This is a genomic window from Chimaeribacter coloradensis, from assembly GCF_002858715.1.
Lineage (GTDB): Bacteria > Pseudomonadota > Gammaproteobacteria > Enterobacterales > Enterobacteriaceae > Chimaeribacter > Chimaeribacter coloradensis.
In genome coordinates, this window is the sequence record NZ_PJZH01000001.1 from 380,201 (window position 1) to 396,514 (window position 16,314).

General features: G+C 63.5%; 16 protein-coding genes. 4 read left to right on the plus strand and 12 right to left on the minus strand.

All coding sequences use genetic code 11. The features are described 5' to 3' along the window. The first annotated feature begins 27 nt into the window (after positions 1–27). Both CYR32_RS01745 and CYR32_RS01750 read left to right on the plus strand, forming a co-directional pair. A complete protein-coding gene (locus CYR32_RS01745; protein WP_101821923.1) occupies positions 28–417 on the plus strand; it encodes an ASCH domain-containing protein in 390 nt (129 codons plus the stop codon). A gap of 10 nt (positions 418–427) precedes the next feature. Continuing rightward, positions 428–1,042, plus strand: coding sequence for a hypothetical protein (locus CYR32_RS01750; RefSeq protein ID WP_101821925.1), 615 nt, complete (start codon positions 428–430; stop codon positions 1,040–1,042). 38 nt (positions 1,043–1,080) lie between these two features. On the opposite strand, the gene CYR32_RS01755 is transcribed toward CYR32_RS01750, so the two are convergent. The 12 genes from CYR32_RS01755 to yebS all read right to left on the minus strand — a co-directional run bounded on the left by CYR32_RS01755 (position 1,081) and on the right by yebS (position 14,631). Continuing rightward, positions 1,081–1,326, minus strand: coding sequence for a DUF1480 family protein (locus tag CYR32_RS01755; RefSeq protein WP_101821927.1), 246 nt, complete (start codon positions 1,324–1,326; stop codon positions 1,081–1,083). 111 nt (positions 1,327–1,437) lie between these two features. Beyond that, the gene (locus CYR32_RS01760; RefSeq protein WP_101821929.1) at positions 1,438–2,763 is read right to left on the minus strand and encodes a GGDEF domain-containing protein; all 1,326 of its coding nucleotides are present in this window, start codon (positions 2,761–2,763) and stop codon (positions 1,438–1,440) included. A 36-nt stretch (positions 2,764–2,799) separates the two neighbouring features. Then, positions 2,800–3,081 (minus strand): Csu type fimbrial protein, encoded by a 282-nt coding sequence (locus tag CYR32_RS21810; protein ID WP_241523727.1) that lies wholly within the window; start codon positions 3,079–3,081, stop codon positions 2,800–2,802. Between the two features lie 9 nt (positions 3,082–3,090). Continuing rightward, entirely contained in the window at positions 3,091–3,753 is a 663-nt protein-coding gene (locus CYR32_RS01765) for a spore coat protein U domain-containing protein (protein WP_241523728.1), read from the minus strand. Positions 3,754–3,769: 16 nt separating this feature from the next. After that, complete coding sequence (locus CYR32_RS01770) at positions 3,770–6,250, minus strand: fimbria/pilus outer membrane usher protein (RefSeq protein ID WP_420912816.1); 2,481 nt, start codon at positions 6,248–6,250, stop codon at positions 3,770–3,772. A 75-nt stretch (positions 6,251–6,325) separates the two neighbouring features. Next, a complete protein-coding gene (locus CYR32_RS01775) occupies positions 6,326–7,090 on the minus strand; it encodes a fimbrial biogenesis chaperone (RefSeq protein WP_101821930.1) in 765 nt (254 codons plus the stop codon). Positions 7,091–7,128: 38 nt separating this feature from the next. Next, positions 7,129–7,674, minus strand: a complete 546-nt coding sequence (locus CYR32_RS01780) for a Csu type fimbrial protein (RefSeq protein ID WP_101821933.1) — start codon at positions 7,672–7,674, stop codon at positions 7,129–7,131. Positions 7,675–7,692: 18 nt separating this feature from the next. Further along, the gene (locus CYR32_RS01785) at positions 7,693–8,220 is read right to left on the minus strand and encodes a Csu type fimbrial protein (protein WP_241523729.1); all 528 of its coding nucleotides are present in this window, start codon (positions 8,218–8,220) and stop codon (positions 7,693–7,695) included. Positions 8,221–8,230: 10 nt separating this feature from the next. Further along, positions 8,231–8,761 (minus strand): Csu type fimbrial protein, encoded by a 531-nt coding sequence (locus tag CYR32_RS01790; RefSeq protein ID WP_101821935.1) that lies wholly within the window; start codon positions 8,759–8,761, stop codon positions 8,231–8,233. 425 nt (positions 8,762–9,186) lie between these two features. Next, positions 9,187–10,575 carry a 16S rRNA (cytosine(1407)-C(5))-methyltransferase RsmF gene (gene rsmF, locus CYR32_RS01795; protein WP_420912817.1) on the minus strand — a complete coding sequence of 463 codons (1,389 nt, stop codon included), beginning with the start codon at positions 10,573–10,575 and terminating at the stop codon, positions 9,187–9,189. Between the two features lie 206 nt (positions 10,576–10,781). Beyond that, positions 10,782–13,415: a PqiB family protein gene (locus CYR32_RS01800; protein WP_101821939.1), complete on the minus strand. Its 2,634-nt coding sequence runs from the start codon at positions 13,413–13,415 to the stop codon at positions 10,782–10,784. Further along, positions 13,384–14,631, minus strand: coding sequence for a membrane integrity lipid transport subunit YebS (gene yebS / locus CYR32_RS01805; protein ID WP_101821941.1), 1,248 nt, complete (start codon positions 14,629–14,631; stop codon positions 13,384–13,386). The genes CYR32_RS01800 and yebS overlap by 32 nt, the downstream gene beginning before the upstream one ends. Positions 14,632–14,989: 358 nt before the next feature. Here yebS and CYR32_RS01810 point away from each other — a divergent pair, with 358 nt between their 5' ends. After that, positions 14,990–15,490: a GAF domain-containing protein gene (locus CYR32_RS01810; RefSeq protein ID WP_101821943.1), complete on the plus strand. Its 501-nt coding sequence runs from the start codon at positions 14,990–14,992 to the stop codon at positions 15,488–15,490. A 91-nt stretch (positions 15,491–15,581) separates the two neighbouring features. Further along, entirely contained in the window at positions 15,582–16,295 is a 714-nt protein-coding gene (gene proQ, locus CYR32_RS01815) for an RNA chaperone ProQ (protein WP_101821945.1), read from the plus strand. Positions 16,296–16,314 lie beyond the last annotated feature (19 nt).

Consider the following 16,314-nt stretch of genomic DNA (forward strand, 5'->3'; position numbering starts at 1 on the left):
TGCCGGGCGGAAAAAGTGAGCGAGATAATGAAAACATTGCCGGAAAAGTATCAGGATTTAGAGCGTTGGGCGTTTGCGGATAACGAGGCACAGGCCAATGCGCTGGCGCAGAAAGTGGTAGACGGCACCAAGACCGCGACCTGTGCGGCGCTGGACGATGAGGGCGTGCCGCAGGTGGGCGATCAGTTCGTGATTGTGGACGGGCGTAACCAGCCGGTGTGCGCAGTTGAGCTGACCGCCACCGATCTGGTGCCGTTTGACCAGGTGCCGGAATCCCACGCGAAAGCGGAAAATGAGGGCGACGGGACGCTGGCTGGCTGGCGTCAGCAGCAGCAGGCGTTTTTCGAGGAGTATGAGATGTTCTCCCCGCAGATGACGCTGGTGCTGATGAATTTCCGTGTCATCGAGACGTTCTGAGGCACGCGGAATGCCGGGGGCGGTGCCCTATTTTAGCCAGTGGGAATCCCCGGCTGCGGCAGCCGCGATTATTGACGGGCGGCTTTCTCTGCTGGAAGTCGCCGGCTGGGCAGCCTCCGGTGCGCAGTCACAGGCGGAGTTTGCAGAGTGGGCCAACCATCTCTGCGGGATGTGCTGTCTGAAGATGGCGCTGGCCGCCAGCGGCCACACCCCGCCGCCGCTGTTGCATCTCACGCGCGACAGCCTGCCGTACGGCACCTATGTGCGTGAAGGCGATAAGATCCGCGGGCTGATTTACGCGCCCTTTGTCGCTTATGTGCAGGAGGCGTGGCAGATGGCGGCCGCCGTCCGCACCGGGCTGGCGGCAGCAGAGATCGCGCCGCTGCTCACAGCGTACAGCTGGTTTATCGCCTCTGTTCACCCGTCAATCCGCCGGCCTGAAACCGACCCTCCCCACACCGGCGGCCACCTGGTGCTGGTGTCCCAGGCGGACGACAGCCACATCACCTTCCACAACCCCTCCGGCGACCGCCCGGAAACCCAGTCCTGCGTCACGCTTCCGCTGACCACCTTCGCCCGCTTCTTCGCCGGCCGCGGCATCGCGCTCTCCGCGCCACAGGGGTAACACCGTTGCGCGGGGCCGCAGGGCCGGGCGCGTCCGGCCTAACTCTCTAACCGCATCACCCAGGCATCCCCCGCCTTATCATAATGTTCTTTGTAAAGGATCGACTGCTGCCCATCGAGCAGTGCCGGAATACTGGTGTGATCGTCCCAGCCGTCCAGTTGCATACAGAGCTCCGGGTCAGACTTGCAGGGAATGCGCAGCGTATTCGTGCCGGTGTGATCCGGCGCGGAACGTTCTGCGTCGTCGATCTCATAACTGCCGATTTTTACAGTGCTTTTGCCCATAGTACGATCCTCAGTGGCTGGCGGGTGAGGTATGACCAGTCTGGCCTCCTCTGTTGAGCGTAGCCGAGCCGGATGAAATTGCCAGCGGCGGCTACCGGAACAGGCGGGCGATCAGCGCGGCGTGAGGCGGGGTGTGACCGCCATCATGGTTACCTGATTGCGCCCGCGGTTTTTGGCGAGGTAGAGCGCCTCATCGGCAGCATTAATAATGTCCGCCTGCTCAATCTCATCCCCGGCCTCCGCCGGGTGCCAGGTGGCCGTGCCTAGGCTGATGGTGACGTTGCCGAACAGGCTGCCCTGATGGTGGATGCCCAGCCCGCGCACCGCTTCCATCAGCTGCTGCGCCACCACCTGTGCGCCCGGCGGGCCGGTGTCGGGCAGGATGACCGCAAACTCCTCGCCGCCGAAGCGGGTAGCCACGTCGGTGCTGCGCTTCAGCGCCCGGCGCAGGGTGCGCGCCACCAGCCGCAGGCAGGCATCGCCTGACAGGTGGCCGTAGTGGTCATTAAACGCTTTAAAGTAGTCGATATCGATCATGATCAGCGACAGCGGTGAGAGGGCGCGCCGGGCGCGCATAAACTCATGGCTGAGCACCCTTTTGAACTCGCGCCGGTTCGGCAGCCGGGTCAGCGCGTCGGTGTGCGCCTGAATCTCCAGACGGCGGTTGGCTTTGACCAGCTTCAGCTCCAGCAGTTTGCGCTCATGGATGTCCTCGGCGGTGCCGTACCAGCGTATCAACTGCCCCTCAGGGGAGTAACGCGCCGCGGCGCGCAGGCGCATCCAGTTCCAGCCGCGCTCGACGTGGCAGAAGCGCACCTCCATATCCAGCGGCGTGCCGCTTTTCACGCACGCGTGCCAGCGCTCCAGGGCGCGGCGGCGATCCTCGGCGTGCAGCGCCTGCACCCAGCGGTCGCCGAGGATCGCCTGATGTGACAACCCGGTAATGCGCTGAAACCGGCTGCTGACGTCCGTCAGCAGGCCGTGCGGGTCGGCCGTCCAGGGGATTTGCGGGTTCAGCTCCACCATATTGCGGTAATGCTCCTGGCTTTCGCGCAAGGCCCGCTCCATCTGCTTCAGGCCGGTCAGGTCAATCATCGCCAGTGACAGGCCGCTGAGCTGCCCCTGATGATCCTGCGCTGGTTTGATGCGGACAAAATAGGCCCGCTCCCCCAGGATGAACTCCATGTCCGGCATCGCCTGTTGGCGGGCGGCATACGCCAGCGCCTCATTGATCAGCGGGCGGAAGGCCGGGATAAACTCACCGGCCTCATGGCCGATCATCTGCGCGGGCTGCATCTCCAGAATGCCTGCCATCGCCTCGTTGACCATCACATAGCGCGCGTCCAGATCGATAAAGCACAGCCCGGCCGGCGCAGTGGCATACATCGATTCCAGCTGCGCCAGACGCCGGGTTTCATGGTTGTCATCATGTTGCATGATGCGCTCTCCAAAACGGGCAATGCGGCCCGCCGCTCAATATTCCAGCACCAGGCTGACAGTATCACTGTAGTTGCCGGCCGGTTGTTCCGCCTGGGCGGCGTTAACGCGCACCACATAGGAGATGCTCTGGCTCAGGCCGCTGCCCACGCCGGTGAGTTTGCTGCTGCTGTCCCAGACGGTGGTGCCGTTGGCCTGGTAAATCTGGTACTGCAGGTAGTTGCTGGTGGTGCCGTTGCGCATCCGCCGCCACGGGCTGACGTAGTTGCTGCCGGTGGTGAAATAGGTTTTATAGCCCTCGGTTTTGGTGCAGGTCAACGTCACGCTCTAGGTGACGGCGCTGAACTGGCCGACCAGCGCCACGCTGCCGAGGTTGACATTGGGGGCGCTGTTAATGGCGCAATCTTTGGTGATGATCGCCGTGACCGTCACGGGCGCGACGCCGGTACCGGTCCAGGCGCTCAGGCACGCCCCGACCAGCCCCAGGGTGCAGACGGAGTAGGTCCAGTTGATATTAATCACATCAGTATAGGTGCCGGAGCGCACATTGGCCCCGGCGGTGGTGCGGATGTAGATCGGCACCGTGACGTTAGTGGACTGGAACAGCGCAGTGAGCAGGCCGAGGCTGCCGTAGTCCATGGTCTGGCCGGTGCTGAAGGCGTACTGGTAGTTGGCGTCCGGGTAGATCAGGTAGGGGATGGTATCGCCGGAGCCGTCAGTGTTGGCCAGCCGCATGCCGTTGGTGGTGGACTGGATGGTGCCGCGCACCGTGTTGTTGGTCAGCAGGTTGATCGTCACGCCGCTACAGCTCAGCCCGCCGGTGCCCTGGGCGTTGAACTGGCTGTTGTAGACGGTAAACGAGCTGCGGGTGCCGAGGTTCACCGTCCCGTTGGTGATGGCGCAGTCGGCCTGGGCCGCACCGGCGGACAGCGCCAGCAGCAGCCCCAGCCATTTCACGGCGCGCGCGGGGGAAAAGGGTACGGTGTTCATCTCTGGCTCCTGTCAGTCATGGCCGGCAAACCAGCGGCCCAAGGTTATGGATGCCCTGCGGGCGCGGCAGCCGCACGGTCACCCGGCAGCGTGACCCATCATCCGCACGGGTGATGGTCAGGTGGTTCTCCTGCTGCACCTCCTCCAGCCACACCAGGCCATCCCAGCCGACGTAACTCTTCTGCGCCGACCCGGCAAGGCTGACCGGGCTGCCGTTGGGCAGCGGTTTGCCGTCCGGGCCGATCAGCGTCAGGTTGGCCGAGGAGAGCGCCTTGACCGGGAAGGTGATCAGCAACCCGCTGTCGCGGCGGATGGCGCGCGTCTGCTCCACCGTCGGGGTGCTGACGTCGGCGGGCAGGTTCAGCGGATCGATCTGGAAACGTGCATGGTAGAACGAGGTCACGGACGGCACCAGCAGGTAGCCGCGCTCGTCGGTTTCGCCGATCTTCTGGTTCTCATAGGAGACCGGGATGCCGCTGTAGCCGCTGGTGGAGACCAGCGCGAAGGCGTCATTGACCTGGTGGGTGGCGTAAAGCCCGCCGCCCATCACTACCAGCGACCCGCTGACTTCGCCCCAGCGCGTGAGGTTGCTGCGGCTGCCGTACAGCCCGCCGCGGGTTTCAATGTGGTCACCGCGCCAGCTCAGGTCAGCCTGCTGGTACTGGCTGTCACTGACCTGCCCGTCAGCATAGGCGATGTTCCAGCCAAAACCGCCGTCGGTGGGGATGGCGCGGCTGTAAGTGGCGCGGCCGTTCCACTGGTTGTCGGTGTCGCGGGTGGCGCTGAAGCTGGCGGTGCCTGCGTCCCCGAACGGGATGCTGATCATCAGCTGGGCGTTGAACCCCTCACCGCCGATGGCGCGGTTGGCGGTGGCGTAGAAAGAGATGTTATGCCAGAAGCTTTTGCTGTAGCTAAGATTAACCAGCCGGGTGCGCACGCCGCGGGCGTCGCGCACGTCAAAATACCCGCTGCCGAGGGTGCCGAACCGCCCGAGGCTGACGCTGCCGGTGAGCTGGTCACTGCGGCGGCTCAGGCGCGAGCGGGTGTCGTAGTTGGAGAGGTCGGCGTAGCGCTCGCTGCGCAGGATGCGCTGGGCACTCAGGCTGAAAAGCTGGTTGCTGTAGGTATAACCGAACGAGGCCTGGTTGCCGCGGCCGCCCTCCGGCGGCGCGATAAGCCCGGTGACGCCGTCCAGGGTGTTGGTGACGTCGCTGTCCACCACGCCGGTGTTGTCACGCGGGTCGACCGCCTGGGCGGCCTGTTCCGACTGGTCAAACGCATCGGCGCTGCTCTGGCTGCCGCTCCAGGCGAGGTTCAGCACCCCAAACCGGCCGAGCCGCAGCCCGGTGCCGACGCCGCCCACCGCCATGCCGGGCGCGCCTTCCGCCTGCGCCTCCAGCGTCAGCCAGTCGGTCAGGCCGTGGCGCACCAGGCCGCTGGCCGCCGGTTCGCCGTAATCGGCGGAGCGGATGCCGTAATTCTGCCGCAATGCCCCGGCGCTGAAGCTGTAGTCGGTCAGGCCCGCCTGCAACAGCTCACTGGCGACATAGAACGGCACCACGGTGGAAACCTGCCGCCCCAGGGCATCGGTGGTGACCACGGTGGCTTCCCCCGCGCCGCTGACGTAAGGCACGCTGTCGATGGTAAAGGGGCCGGGGTTCACCTGGCTGCTGTTGGTTTTATAGCTGTTGATATAGAGATCGACGGTGCTCGGCACCGCGGCCTGCCCGGCAAAGGCGGGCAGGGGGTAGGTGATCAGGTCGGGGCGGGTAGAGAAGTTGCGCGCCACCTGAAGCCCGCCGAGCCGCACCGCGCTGCTCCAGGGCAGCGCGCCGGTGATCACATCCCCGACGCTGTAGCTCATCCGGTTCACGTCATCATTGTATTGCCATTGGGTGTCATAGCGGATGTAGCGGTTCTCTGCGCTGACGCCCGGCACGCCGCCGAGGTCACGCCGGTAGATGCCGTTGTTGGTCAGCGCGCCGAAGCCACCGAACAGCCGCTGCTCCGTCCAGGCGGAGGCGTAGCCGCGCGACGGGCTGTGCGGCGTCTGGTTGGCGTAGACATCATAGTTAAACAGCAAACCGGTGCTGCTTTCGGCCGGCAGGAAATTCTCACGCGGGCCATCGCCGACGCGCTGTTCCGGCAGCCAGTCACCCGGCACCGAGATCAGTAATTGCTGGCTCTCACCGTTGTAGCTCACCTGCAATCGCGGGTCGATCTGGTCAACCGCCACCGGCTGGCTGCCGGACTGCGTCAGCGGCACCCCGGCCTCGCGCAGCTGGTCAGGCGTTAAATAGTAGTGGCCGCCGCGGTACTCGACCGGCAGCACCTGGCCGCCAGGCTGCCCGTTAACCACAATCTCCAGGTAGAGCAGCGTATCGGGCATCGCCACCGCCGTGGGCGGCGGCGGGAGATCGGGCGCGGGTGCCGCCACCGGGGGCGGCGGCAGATCCTCCGCCCCGGCAACGGGGCTGAGCAGCGCCAGCAGGATCATCAGCGGCTTTCTGTGCGGGCAGGGCATCAGCGCCCCCTGTCAGGCGCGGCGCGCGCAATCACCCCGGTGCACCGGTCAGTAAGGGTGAAGTGTAACAGGCTGCGGGTTGTCATTGACCGTCGCCTCCAGCCGGGTTGCTCCGCCCACTGTCTGAGCCAGCGGGAAACGCATCTCCTGGCCCGGCAGCACATACCCCAGCAGGCCGGTGTTCAGCGGCACGCGGCGGGACCCCGCCAGCCAGGAGACATTGGCGATACGGGCATGCACCACGCCCTGGTTACGCACCATCAGCCAGGCTTTGCCCTGGGCGGAGACGGCGCGGAACTGGAGTTTCGGCTGGGTGGCGGTGGCATAGTCGCGCGGGTGCTCAAAGTCCTGCTTGGTCCAGATGCCCGGCCCGCTGACGAACAGCGGCACCGAATAGCGCATCTGGAATTTCAGCCCCAGGCTGTTGCTCTCCGGGGCGGCGTCGCCCTGCGGCACCTCATCCACCAGAATGCGGTAGGCACGCTCCTGGCCCGGCGGCACCTGGCTGTTGCGTACCAGCCGCACCAGCTGGCGTTTGCCGGGGGCAATAGAGGCCACCGGCGGGCTGGGGATCACCTCTGTCTGGCTGTCGTAGCGCTCTTCGCCATTCACCTGCTGCCAGCGGAGGATACGCACCTGGAGGTAGACCGGTTTGCTGTCACGGTTTTCCAGCCAGAGTGCGGACGCCTGTTGGGTGGACTCAATCGCCGGGTCAATCGGCCAGATCAGGATCGCGGCAGCGGCCTGCGCCGGTGCGCTGAGGAAGGGGGAGAGCAGTGCGCACCACAGGGGTGCCCATACCGGTAACTTCATGCCAAATATCCTTTTCACATTACATCAAGAGGTCAATATCAATAGGTCACGGTGACCAGCACGCTGTCGCTGTAGGTGCCTGCGCTGGGCAAGGTCACGGTGTTCAGCAGCCGGGCGTAAATCTTGTACTCCTGCACCGCACCGGTGGCGCTGAGCACCAGGGTGGTGCCGCCATTACTGCCGTTGCCCCACACGGTGGTGCGGGCGGCATTCTGGTAAAGCTGATAGGCCAGGGTTTCACCGGTCTCGGCCTTGATCAGCCGGCGACCGGCTGAAATAGAGCCTGTCACGTTATTGCCGTTGCCCAGTGCCAGCGTCACCGGGGTGCCGGGGGTACATTTCAGCACGATCGAACCGCTGCCCTGGCTGGAGACCACATCCACCGGCGTATCCAGCGACGGCACGTTGCCGAAGTTCAGCGTGCCGAAGGTGGTGACGTCGGCACTGCCGCTGCCCAGCACGCAGCCGTTGACCAGGGTGGCGCTCAGGGTGAACACCTGGCTTTTGCTCAGGTCATCCACGCCGGTGTCCGCCCCGGCGGGCAGCGCCATCATCAGCCACCAGAGCGGCCATCTGCATCGCATCAACGCGGTTCCCTCCCGTTACCAGGTGACGGTGACCTGTACCGTGTCGCTGTAACTCCCTACGCCGGGCGTCGCCTGCGCCGGTATCCGGCCATAGACCGGCAGGTAGACAGTCTGCCCATTGCCGATACCGGCCACGCCGGTGGCGTTGTCCCAGACGGTGGTATAGGCCGCGTTGGTATAAAGGTTGTAGGTGATCCGCTGCGCAGAGGGGCCGCCGACCAGATAACGTGCGGCAGTGTTGCCGCTGTTTCCGCCGCCCAGCCCCACCCGCCAGGCGGTGCCGTTGTTGCATCTGATCTGGATGGCACCGGCGTTTTGCTGGCCGGCTACGCTGACGGGGCGGGAGAGGAAAGAGACTGTGCCGAAATTGAGCGTGCCGAAGCTCACCGTCCCGTTGGTGGTGGTGCCGGCGGTGCAGGCGGCCACCAGCGTGGCGCTGAAACCGACGCTGGCGGTCTTGGTCACGGCCGTGGCGGGAAGCACCGGCACCATCAGCACCGCGGCCAATCCTAACCCGGCCCGCCTTCCTTTGCGGTATGTCATCAGGGTGTCGTTACCAGGTCACCGTCATGGTCACGGTGTCTGTGTAAGTGCCGGCGGCCGGGGTCGCCTGCGCCGGCACCTGGCCATAGACGATCAGGTTAACCGGGGTGCCGGTGCCGGTGGCTGCCAGCGGGGTGCCCGGTGCCCAGAGGGTCGTCCGGGCCGGTTCCTGGTAGAGGTTGTAGTTGATAAAGGTGCCGCCGGTGCCGGCCATGCGCCGCTGGCCGCCTGCGGCGTTGAGGCCGTTATCCAGCGCCACGGTGAACGGTGTGCCGGTGGTGCAGAGCAGCTGGAGGTTACCGGTCCCGGCCGCATCGGTGGACTGGGAGTTGATAATGTTGGCCAGCGAAGAGTATTCGCCAAAGCTCAGGGTACCGAACTGGTTCACGGCGCCGGTCGAGTCGCCCCCGATCACTTCGCACCCGGCACCTATCGTCAGGGTGACGCCCAGGTTACCGGTGACAGTACCGGCAAAAACGGGTACAGAGGGAGCCAGCATCATCAGCGCCAGAGAAGCCAGCGTGAGTTGTGTTTTCTTCATAACCTGTTCCTTTCAGTAAAAGCAAAAGCTGCATCAGGGGGAGAGATCAGCGGGCGGGGAAGCGCCTCCTGCCGTGGACTGCAATGGTTAATCTTGTTAATAAGATTAATTATTAGAATACATTTCGTCATATTTCCTCTCAAAAATAAAAAAAAGTCCTTCTTCGTGGATGTTGTCTATTTTTTACTCTATGGCGGCTTTTTTACGTGAGGAAATTAACAGAAGGTAAGTAACAGGTTAAATAAGAGTAAATAATTGATAATTTAGATAAACAGCGAGGGAGGGTGGATCAATCAGAATTATTAATATATATGGAGGATTTTTGAGAGGATATGATGATTTTTTAATCAAGGAAACCGGGTTATCACGCCGGGATTAATAAGCAAAGCGGGCCTTACGCCCGCTGAGTATCTGTTTGCCGGCAGTCAGGCCTGGGGTGGCAGCACAAAGGCGGCCCCGTCCCTGACCAGCTCACGCGGCAGGGCATTTTTGATCCGGCTGCCGATGCGCTTGGCCAGCCCCACCGGTTGCCCCAGCCAGGTGAGGATGATCTCCTCTGCGTCCGGTAAAACGTCCGGGTAGAGATCGCGCCCCATAAACCAGCTTTGTGCCTGCTCTGCGTCCAGCTCCAGCGCGGCATGGCCTGCGGTGTCCGCCAGCGCCACCACCGCCTCATGCTGCCAGCGGTAGCCTTTCGGGAAGCGTTCCGCCAGCTTCAGGCCGATGCGCGAAAAACGCACCTTGCCGAACAGCGGCGTCAGCGCCTGTGGGAACAGCCAGATCTCCTTGTCACGCAGCCACAGCGAATGGGTCGCCGGCAGCGGCAGCCCGGCGGCACGGGCCGCCTGCGTCACGGCGTCGCGCTCTTTGCCCGGCAGCGGGGAGAAGGGGAACGCGCCCACTTTATAGGTCGGCGCGGGCAGGGAGGCGATGGCGGCGGTTTTGCGCAGCCGCGCCACAAAGAACCCTTCGCTGTCAAAGAGCTGCGGGAAAACGTGCAGGAAGCCTTCCGGCGTGGCAGCCCGTTGCGCGCCGGGGAAGAGCCCGTCCAGCGGCTCCACCGTGACCGCCCCGGGGTAGCGCGCCAGCAGCCAGCCACAGACCTCCTGGTTCTCCTGCGCGTTGAGGGTACAGGTGGAGTAGACCAGCGTACCGCCCGGCTTCAGCGCATGGAACGCGCTGTCGATCAGCTCGCGCTGGGTGGCGGCGATGGAGACGATGCTCTCCGGCGACCAGTTGCTCATCGCGTCCGGGTCTTTGCGCACCACCCCTTCGCCGGAGCAGGGCGCATCCAGCAGAATGGCGTCGAAGGTTTCCGGCAGCGCTGCGCCGAACACCCGGCCGTCAAAGTGGGTCAGCGCACTGTTGCTGACGCCGCAGCGGCTGATGTTGGCGTGCAGCACTTTCACCCGGCTGGCCGAGTATTCATTGGCGACGATGCCGCCGAGGTTACCCATCCGCGCCGCGATCTGGGTGGTTTTCGACCCGGGGGCGGCGGCCACGTCCAGCACCCGCTCCGGCGGCGCGTTATCGCTGAACAGCGCACTGACCGGCAGCATCGAGCTGGCCTCCTGGAGGTAGAACAGCCCGGCCAGGTGCTCCAGCATATTGCCGAGCCGCCGGCTTTCGTCGTCGCTGCGTTCAATCCAGAACCCCTCGTCGCACCACGGCACCGGTGAGAGCTGCCAGCCGTAGGCGGCGGCACGGGTGACGAAGTCTGCCACGCTGATTTTCAGGGTATTGACGCGCAGGCTGGTGCGCAACGGGCGCTGACAGGCCGCGATAAAGTCGTCCATCGCCAGCTCAGCGGGCATGATGGCGCGGGTGGCCGCGAGGAATTCAGGCGGCAGGAAAGCAGAGAGGTGTTTAGCCACAGGGGAGGGTCCGCAAGCGCAATAAAAGTGGCGCGCAGTCTAGCACAGCTGCGCTGCCGCGGTGAAATGGCCGCCGCCGCAGGCTGCGGTAAAAAAGAAAAGCAGCCCGCAGGCTGCTTTTAAGAGTGTGCCGTAGCTGCCCGCGATCAGTTCTGCGGGATGGCGGTGCCCCACGCCTGCCAGCCTTTCGGCTCCTCACTGTTAAGCAGGAAGTGCTTGCCGGGCAGCGCCTTCGGTGCCAGCGGAATGCTCGGCGGGGTCATAAAGGCGATGCCGCCGCGGATAAACTGCTGGAAGGTCCCGCTTTTCACCACGCCGCCGGTCAGGCCGAATTGCAGGTTATAGCCGGAGGCCAGCCAGAACACTGAGTTGTTGCGCACCAGGTGCTGGTACTTTTTGCTGATGCGCAGTGTGACGTGTACCCGGTCACCCATTGCGCCGAGGTAGAAGCCGGTGACGGTGCCGACTTCAATACCGCGGTAAAGGATCGGCGTGCCCACGGAGAGCGAGCCGGTTTCCGCCGCATCCAGCACGATGCCCAGCCCGTCGGTGTAGCGCGAATCGGTGATGGTGGCTTCCTGCAACTCAAAGACGCGCGCCATATGGCCGCCTGCGCCCGGTTCTACATTGATGTAGGGCTGGATCAGGGTGTCGAGGTTGCTCACCCCGGCCGCGGAGATCTCCGGGGAGACAATAGAGAAACGGGTGCCGGTGCGGGCGAAGGTCTGCACATATTCCGGGTAAAGCACCGCTTTGGCGTCCACCTGGTTACGTTCCGGCGTCAGCTTCAGGGACTCCACCTGGCCGATGTCGATGCCCAGGTAGCGGATCGGCATCCCCGGTGAGAGCTTGCTGGCGTCAAAGGTGGTCAGGGTGATCTGGCTGCCCACGGCGCGCGCGGCGGTCTCATTGTTGTAAAGCACCCGTTTTACCCCTTTGGTAAAGGTGGCGCCGTCCAGGTTGTCAAAGCTGATTGCCCCTTTCAGCGCGCGGTTCAGCGGCGATGCCTGCACCGAGAACCCGGCCCCGTTCAGCTGCACTTTCGCGCCGCCCTCCGCCCAGAAGATGCTCTTGTCCGTGAGCAGTTTGCGGTACTCCGGCTGGATGTAGACATCCACGTCAAAGGCGTTGGCGCGCGGGCGGATGTCGGTGATTTCGCCGACCTGGAATTTGCGGTAGAGCACCACCGAGCCGGCCTGCACATCCGGCAGGCTGTCGGCGGTCAGCGTCAGGGTCGGTTTCGGGGTGTCGCCCTGGGTGCCTTCCTCTGCTTTCTGCTCATCGCTGTAGAGCGGGTAGCGGCCCGCCGGGGCACCTTTCGTGCCCGGCAGGATTTTGATGCCGCCGTCAATCCACTCTGCGGCGCTGGCCCCGGTGACCTGTAAGCCATCCAGCCCCAGTTTCACATTGACCCGGCTGTTAACCACAAATTTACTGTCCTGATGGATAAGGTGGCGGTATTCGGGTCTGACCCCCACTTTAAACAGGATACCGGCATCGGTGAGGTCACGCGTCAGTACCTGGCCGACATTGATGCCGTAGAGGATCAGCGGCTGGCCGGGGTTAATGCCGTATGTCTGCGGGGCGAGCAGCGCCAGCGTCAGCACGTCCGGCTGCTGCAGCAGTTTCAGGCTGCTGTCGAGCACCGTGAAGTGATCCTGCCGGTCACCGTCGCCCGGGATCAGCTCCAGCGTGCTGCCGGTGAGCAGGGCGCTGAGGCGGGTATCGTTCAGGCTGAGTTTCGGGCTGTTCAGCTCGATGCGGGTGTTGCTGCGCATCAGCTCCACCACCGACGGGTCTACCGTCAGTTCACCGGTGACCTTGCCGCCCTTGTTCAGCGTCACTGCCGTCAGGGTACCGACCTGTAACCCCTGGTAGATCAGCGGTGTGTGGCCGGCATTTAGGCCGTCGCCTGAGGGCAGGTCGAGTTTGATCAGCACCCCGCGCTGGCTGTGGGCCAGATCGGGGTAGAGCGGGTAGGTCTGCTCCGGGGTGGCCTGGGTGCCGCCGGTGGGCGAGTCAAAGGCGATCGCGCCGTTGACCAGCGCCGCCAGGCTCTCCATCTTCACCGACGCGCCCTGGAGGCTGAAATCCCCCTGGAAGCCGGAAACGTTCCAGAAGCGGCTGTCACGCTTCACCAGGTTGGCGAAGCGGCGGTCGATCAGCACGTCAATCGTTACCCCTTCTTTGCCGGGCGCGATGTCGTAGTCATAGACCTTGCCGACCGGGATCTTGCGGTAGTAGACCAGCGACCCGGTATTCAGGGAGCCGAGATCCGCCGCGCGCAGGTGCACCATCAGCTCGCCGGTGTTCAGGCGGAATTTGGGCTGGGTATCCAGGGCGGTGAACTGGGTTTTCGGCTCGCCCGGGCCGGGCATCATGCCGATGTAGTTGCCGCCGACCAGCGCATCCAGCCCCGAGACCCCGGCCAGCGAGGCTTTGGGCGTCACCAGCCAGAACTGGGTGCCGTCACGCAGCGCATCTTCCAGCTCACTGCGGATGCTCACTTTGACCAGGATGCTGTGCAGATCCTTGCTGAGGCTGATTGTCTGCACGGTGCCGACATCCACCCCCTGATAACGCACCGGGGTGCGGCCGGCGACGATGCCCGCCGCAGACTGGAAGGAGATGGTGACGGTGGTGCCGCGCTCCTGATAGTTGCTCCAGATAAGCCACCCGGCAATGATCAGGGCAATAAAGGGCAGTAACCAGAACGGTGAGATCCGGCGCTTGTTTTTTACCCGCGCCTCAGTCGGTGTAGTCGGCGTTTCGTGTTGCATGTGCATCCCAAATCAAACGGCTATCCAGCCAGTGTACGGCCAGGATAGTTAAGAACACCGCGCTGCCGAAATAGAAGGCAGCCGGCCCCATGGTAAACGAGAGCAGCTGATCGCGGTTGATCAGCGACATCATCAGCGCTATCACAAACAGGTCGAGCATCGACCAGCGGCCAATCCAGGTCACCAGCCGCAACAGCCGGATACGGGTTTTCAGGCTGTGCTGGGTACGGAAATGGATGCTGAGCAGCAGCACCAGCAGCACAATGACCTTGGTAAAGGGCACCAGCACACTGGCGATGAAGACGATACCGGCAATCGGGATATTGCCGGAGGTGGCGAGGGAGACCACGCCGGAGAAGATGGTGTCGTCCATCCGCTGGCCGTTGGCATAGATGACGGAGATCGGCAGCAGGTTGGCCGGCAGCAGGAAAATCATCGCGGCCAGCAGCGCCGCCCAGCTTTTTTGCAGGCTGTGGCGGCGGCGCGGGCGCATCGGCACGTGGCAGCGCGGGCAGCGGCCGCGGGCGTCCGGGTGGCCGGTGAATTTGCACGGCAGGCAGAGGCGCAGGCTGTCGGGCGTGCCCGGCGGCTGCGGCTGCGGGTAGAGGCGCGCCCACAACTGCTCCACGTTCAGGTGGATCAGCAGCAGGATCGTCAGCAGCATCACCGCGAGATAGGCGGCCAGCGCAGGACCCGGCGTGATGTCGGCATACTCTTTGACCTTGATGCAGGCCACGCCCATGCCCACCAGGTAGATGTCGAGCATCACCCACTCTTTCAGCCGGTCCAGCATCAGCAGCACCGGCCGCAGGTTCATGCCGAGCCGCCGCCCGATATAAAGGTAGAGCAGGGAGAGCACCAGCGTCAGCGGCGCGCCCACGGCACAGAACAGCACCATGCTGCCGGTAAGCGGCGAGCCCTGGTCGGTCATCAGCATGACCCCCTCCAGCAGCGAGGCATCGATGCGGGTGCCGAGCAGGCGGATGCTGATTAGCGGTTCGCTGAAGGCAAAGGGCATCAGCAGCAGGGCGGTCACGGCCACGATCGCCAGGCGCGTCAGCGACCAGTCGCGCCCTTTCTCTACCCGGGCATTGCAGCGCGGGCAGTAGGCGGACTCCGTGCCCCGCAAGGGGGGCAGGGTAAACAGCATGTCGCATTCGCTGCAACGCTGGTAACGGGCCTGTGGCAACGGGCCGGAGAGTGTCTCTATTTTCATGATCCCGGACTCGGCAGAAGGTGCGTAAACAGCCTGTAAGGGGTCTGTGCCACCTGGTTACAAAAAAATGTGCGTTCCCTGCGCGTTATCTGGGGCACAATCCGCACCCGGCGGTACCGGCCGGAGGGGACAATCGTTTTTTGATGCACATCTGGATACTTAGCGTAGCGTGAAATGGGGATGCGGTCAGGCATGGCTCAGATAAATCCGACGACTTTCTGCGGCCAACATACCCCGGCACAGGGGGTTTTGTGAAGTAACCTCCGATTAACCTTGTGACGATACGCATTTAATGCTTATTTTATAGGGGCTAAGCGCCGTGCCGCGCTGATTACCCCACAGATTCTATGGTCATAACATGAATAAAACTGAATTCTACGCGGAATTAAAACGTGATATGGGCGCGCTGCTGGCCGGCGAAACCAATTTTATCGCCACACTGGCCAACGCCAGTGCGCTGCTGTATGAGCGCCTTGAGGGTGTGAACTGGGCGGGCTTCTATCTGATGGACGGTAAGACCCTGGTGCTGGGGCCGTTCCAGGGGAAAATCGCCTGCGTGCGCATCCCGGTCGGCAAAGGTGTGTGCGGCACGGCCGTGGCGCAAGGCGCTGTCCAGCGCGTGGGTGACGTCCACGCCTTCCCGGGCCACATCGCCTGTGATGCCGCCAGCAATGCAGAAATTGTGTTGCCGCTGCGGGTCAACGGGCAGGTCATCGGGGTGCTGGATATCGACAGCACCGTATACCAACGCTTCGATCAGGAGGATGAAACCGGCCTGATCGCGGTGGTTGAGGGGCTTTGCGCGCAACTGGAACAGTGCGACGCGGCAAAATATGTCCTCCTTTCTCACGATGATTAACGGATAACGTGGCATTTACTGATGGCGTCATTATAATGGCGCCTGTTCATGCCTGCGCCGGTTGGCAAACCCGTTGTAATCAGGAAATTTCATGGAAAATCAACCTAAGTTGAACAGCAGTAAAGAAGTCATCGCCTATCTGGCTGAGCGGTTCCCGCTCTGTTTCACCGCCGAAGGCGAAGCGCGTCCGTTAAAGATCGGCATTTTTCAGGATCTTGTGGAGCGCGTCCAGGCTGAGGAGAACCTCAGCAAAACGCAATTGCGTTCCGCCCTGCGCCTCTATACCTCAAGCTGGCGTTACCTGTATGGCGTTAAAGTCGGTGCCCAGCGCGTCGATTTAGACGGCAACCCATGCGGCGAGCTTGAAGAGCAGCATGTTGAACATGCGCGTAAGCAGCTGGAAGAGGCGAAAGCCCGCGTCCAGGCGCAACGTGCCGAACAGCAGGCCAAGCGCCGCGAAGCGGCCGCCGCCAACGGGGATGCCCCGGAAGCTGCACGCCGCCCACGTCCGGCGGGTAAAAAACCTGCGCCGCGCCGTGAAAACGGTGCTGCCCAGGAGGCCCGCAAGCCGCGCCCACCACGTCCGCAACAGGCGAAAGCGCCTCGCGCTGAACGTGAGGAGAGCCCGGCACGTCTGGTGCCCGTCACCGACATCTCAAAACTGCAGATTGGCCAAGAGATCAAAGTCCGGGCCGGTAAGAGCGCGATGGATGCCACCGTATTGGAAATTGCCAAAGACGGTGTCCGTGTGCAGCTCTCCTCCGGTCTGGCGATGATCGTGCGCGCAGAACACTTGCAGTTCTGATACGGAGGCCAACCCAGGC

Coding starts and splice junctions, on each gene's coding strand:
- CYR32_RS01745 (WP_101821923.1), top strand. CDS start 28: ATGAAAACATTGCCGGAAAAGTATCAGGATTTAGAGCGTTGGGCGTTT.
- CYR32_RS01750 (WP_101821925.1), top strand. CDS start 428: ATGCCGGGGGCGGTGCCCTATTTTAGCCAGTGGGAATCCCCGGCTGCG.
- CYR32_RS01755 (WP_101821927.1), bottom strand. CDS start 1,326: ATGGGCAAAAGCACTGTAAAAATCGGCAGTTATGAGATCGACGACGCA.
- CYR32_RS01760 (WP_101821929.1), bottom strand. CDS start 2,763: ATGCAACATGATGACAACCATGAAACCCGGCGTCTGGCGCAGCTGGAA.
- CYR32_RS01765 (WP_241523728.1), bottom strand. CDS start 3,753: ATGAACACCGTACCCTTTTCCCCCGCGCGCGCCGTGAAATGGCTGGGG.
- CYR32_RS01770 (WP_420912816.1), bottom strand. CDS start 6,250: ATGATCCTGCTGGCGCTGCTCAGCCCCGTTGCCGGGGCGGAGGATCTG.
- CYR32_RS01775 (WP_101821930.1), bottom strand. CDS start 7,090: ATGAAGTTACCGGTATGGGCACCCCTGTGGTGCGCACTGCTCTCCCCC.
- CYR32_RS01780 (WP_101821933.1), bottom strand. CDS start 7,674: ATGCGATGCAGATGGCCGCTCTGGTGGCTGATGATGGCGCTGCCCGCC.
- CYR32_RS01785 (WP_241523729.1), bottom strand. CDS start 8,220: ATGACATACCGCAAAGGAAGGCGGGCCGGGTTAGGATTGGCCGCGGTG.
- CYR32_RS01790 (WP_101821935.1), bottom strand. CDS start 8,761: ATGAAGAAAACACAACTCACGCTGGCTTCTCTGGCGCTGATGATGCTG.
- rsmF (WP_420912817.1), bottom strand. CDS start 10,575: ATGCCCGCTGAGCTGGCGATGGACGACTTTATCGCGGCCTGTCAGCGC.
- CYR32_RS01800 (WP_101821939.1), bottom strand. CDS start 13,415: ATGCAACACGAAACGCCGACTACACCGACTGAGGCGCGGGTAAAAAAC.
- yebS (WP_101821941.1), bottom strand. CDS start 14,631: ATGAAAATAGAGACACTCTCCGGCCCGTTGCCACAGGCCCGTTACCAG.
- CYR32_RS01810 (WP_101821943.1), top strand. CDS start 14,990: ATGAATAAAACTGAATTCTACGCGGAATTAAAACGTGATATGGGCGCG.
- proQ (WP_101821945.1), top strand. CDS start 15,582: ATGGAAAATCAACCTAAGTTGAACAGCAGTAAAGAAGTCATCGCCTAT.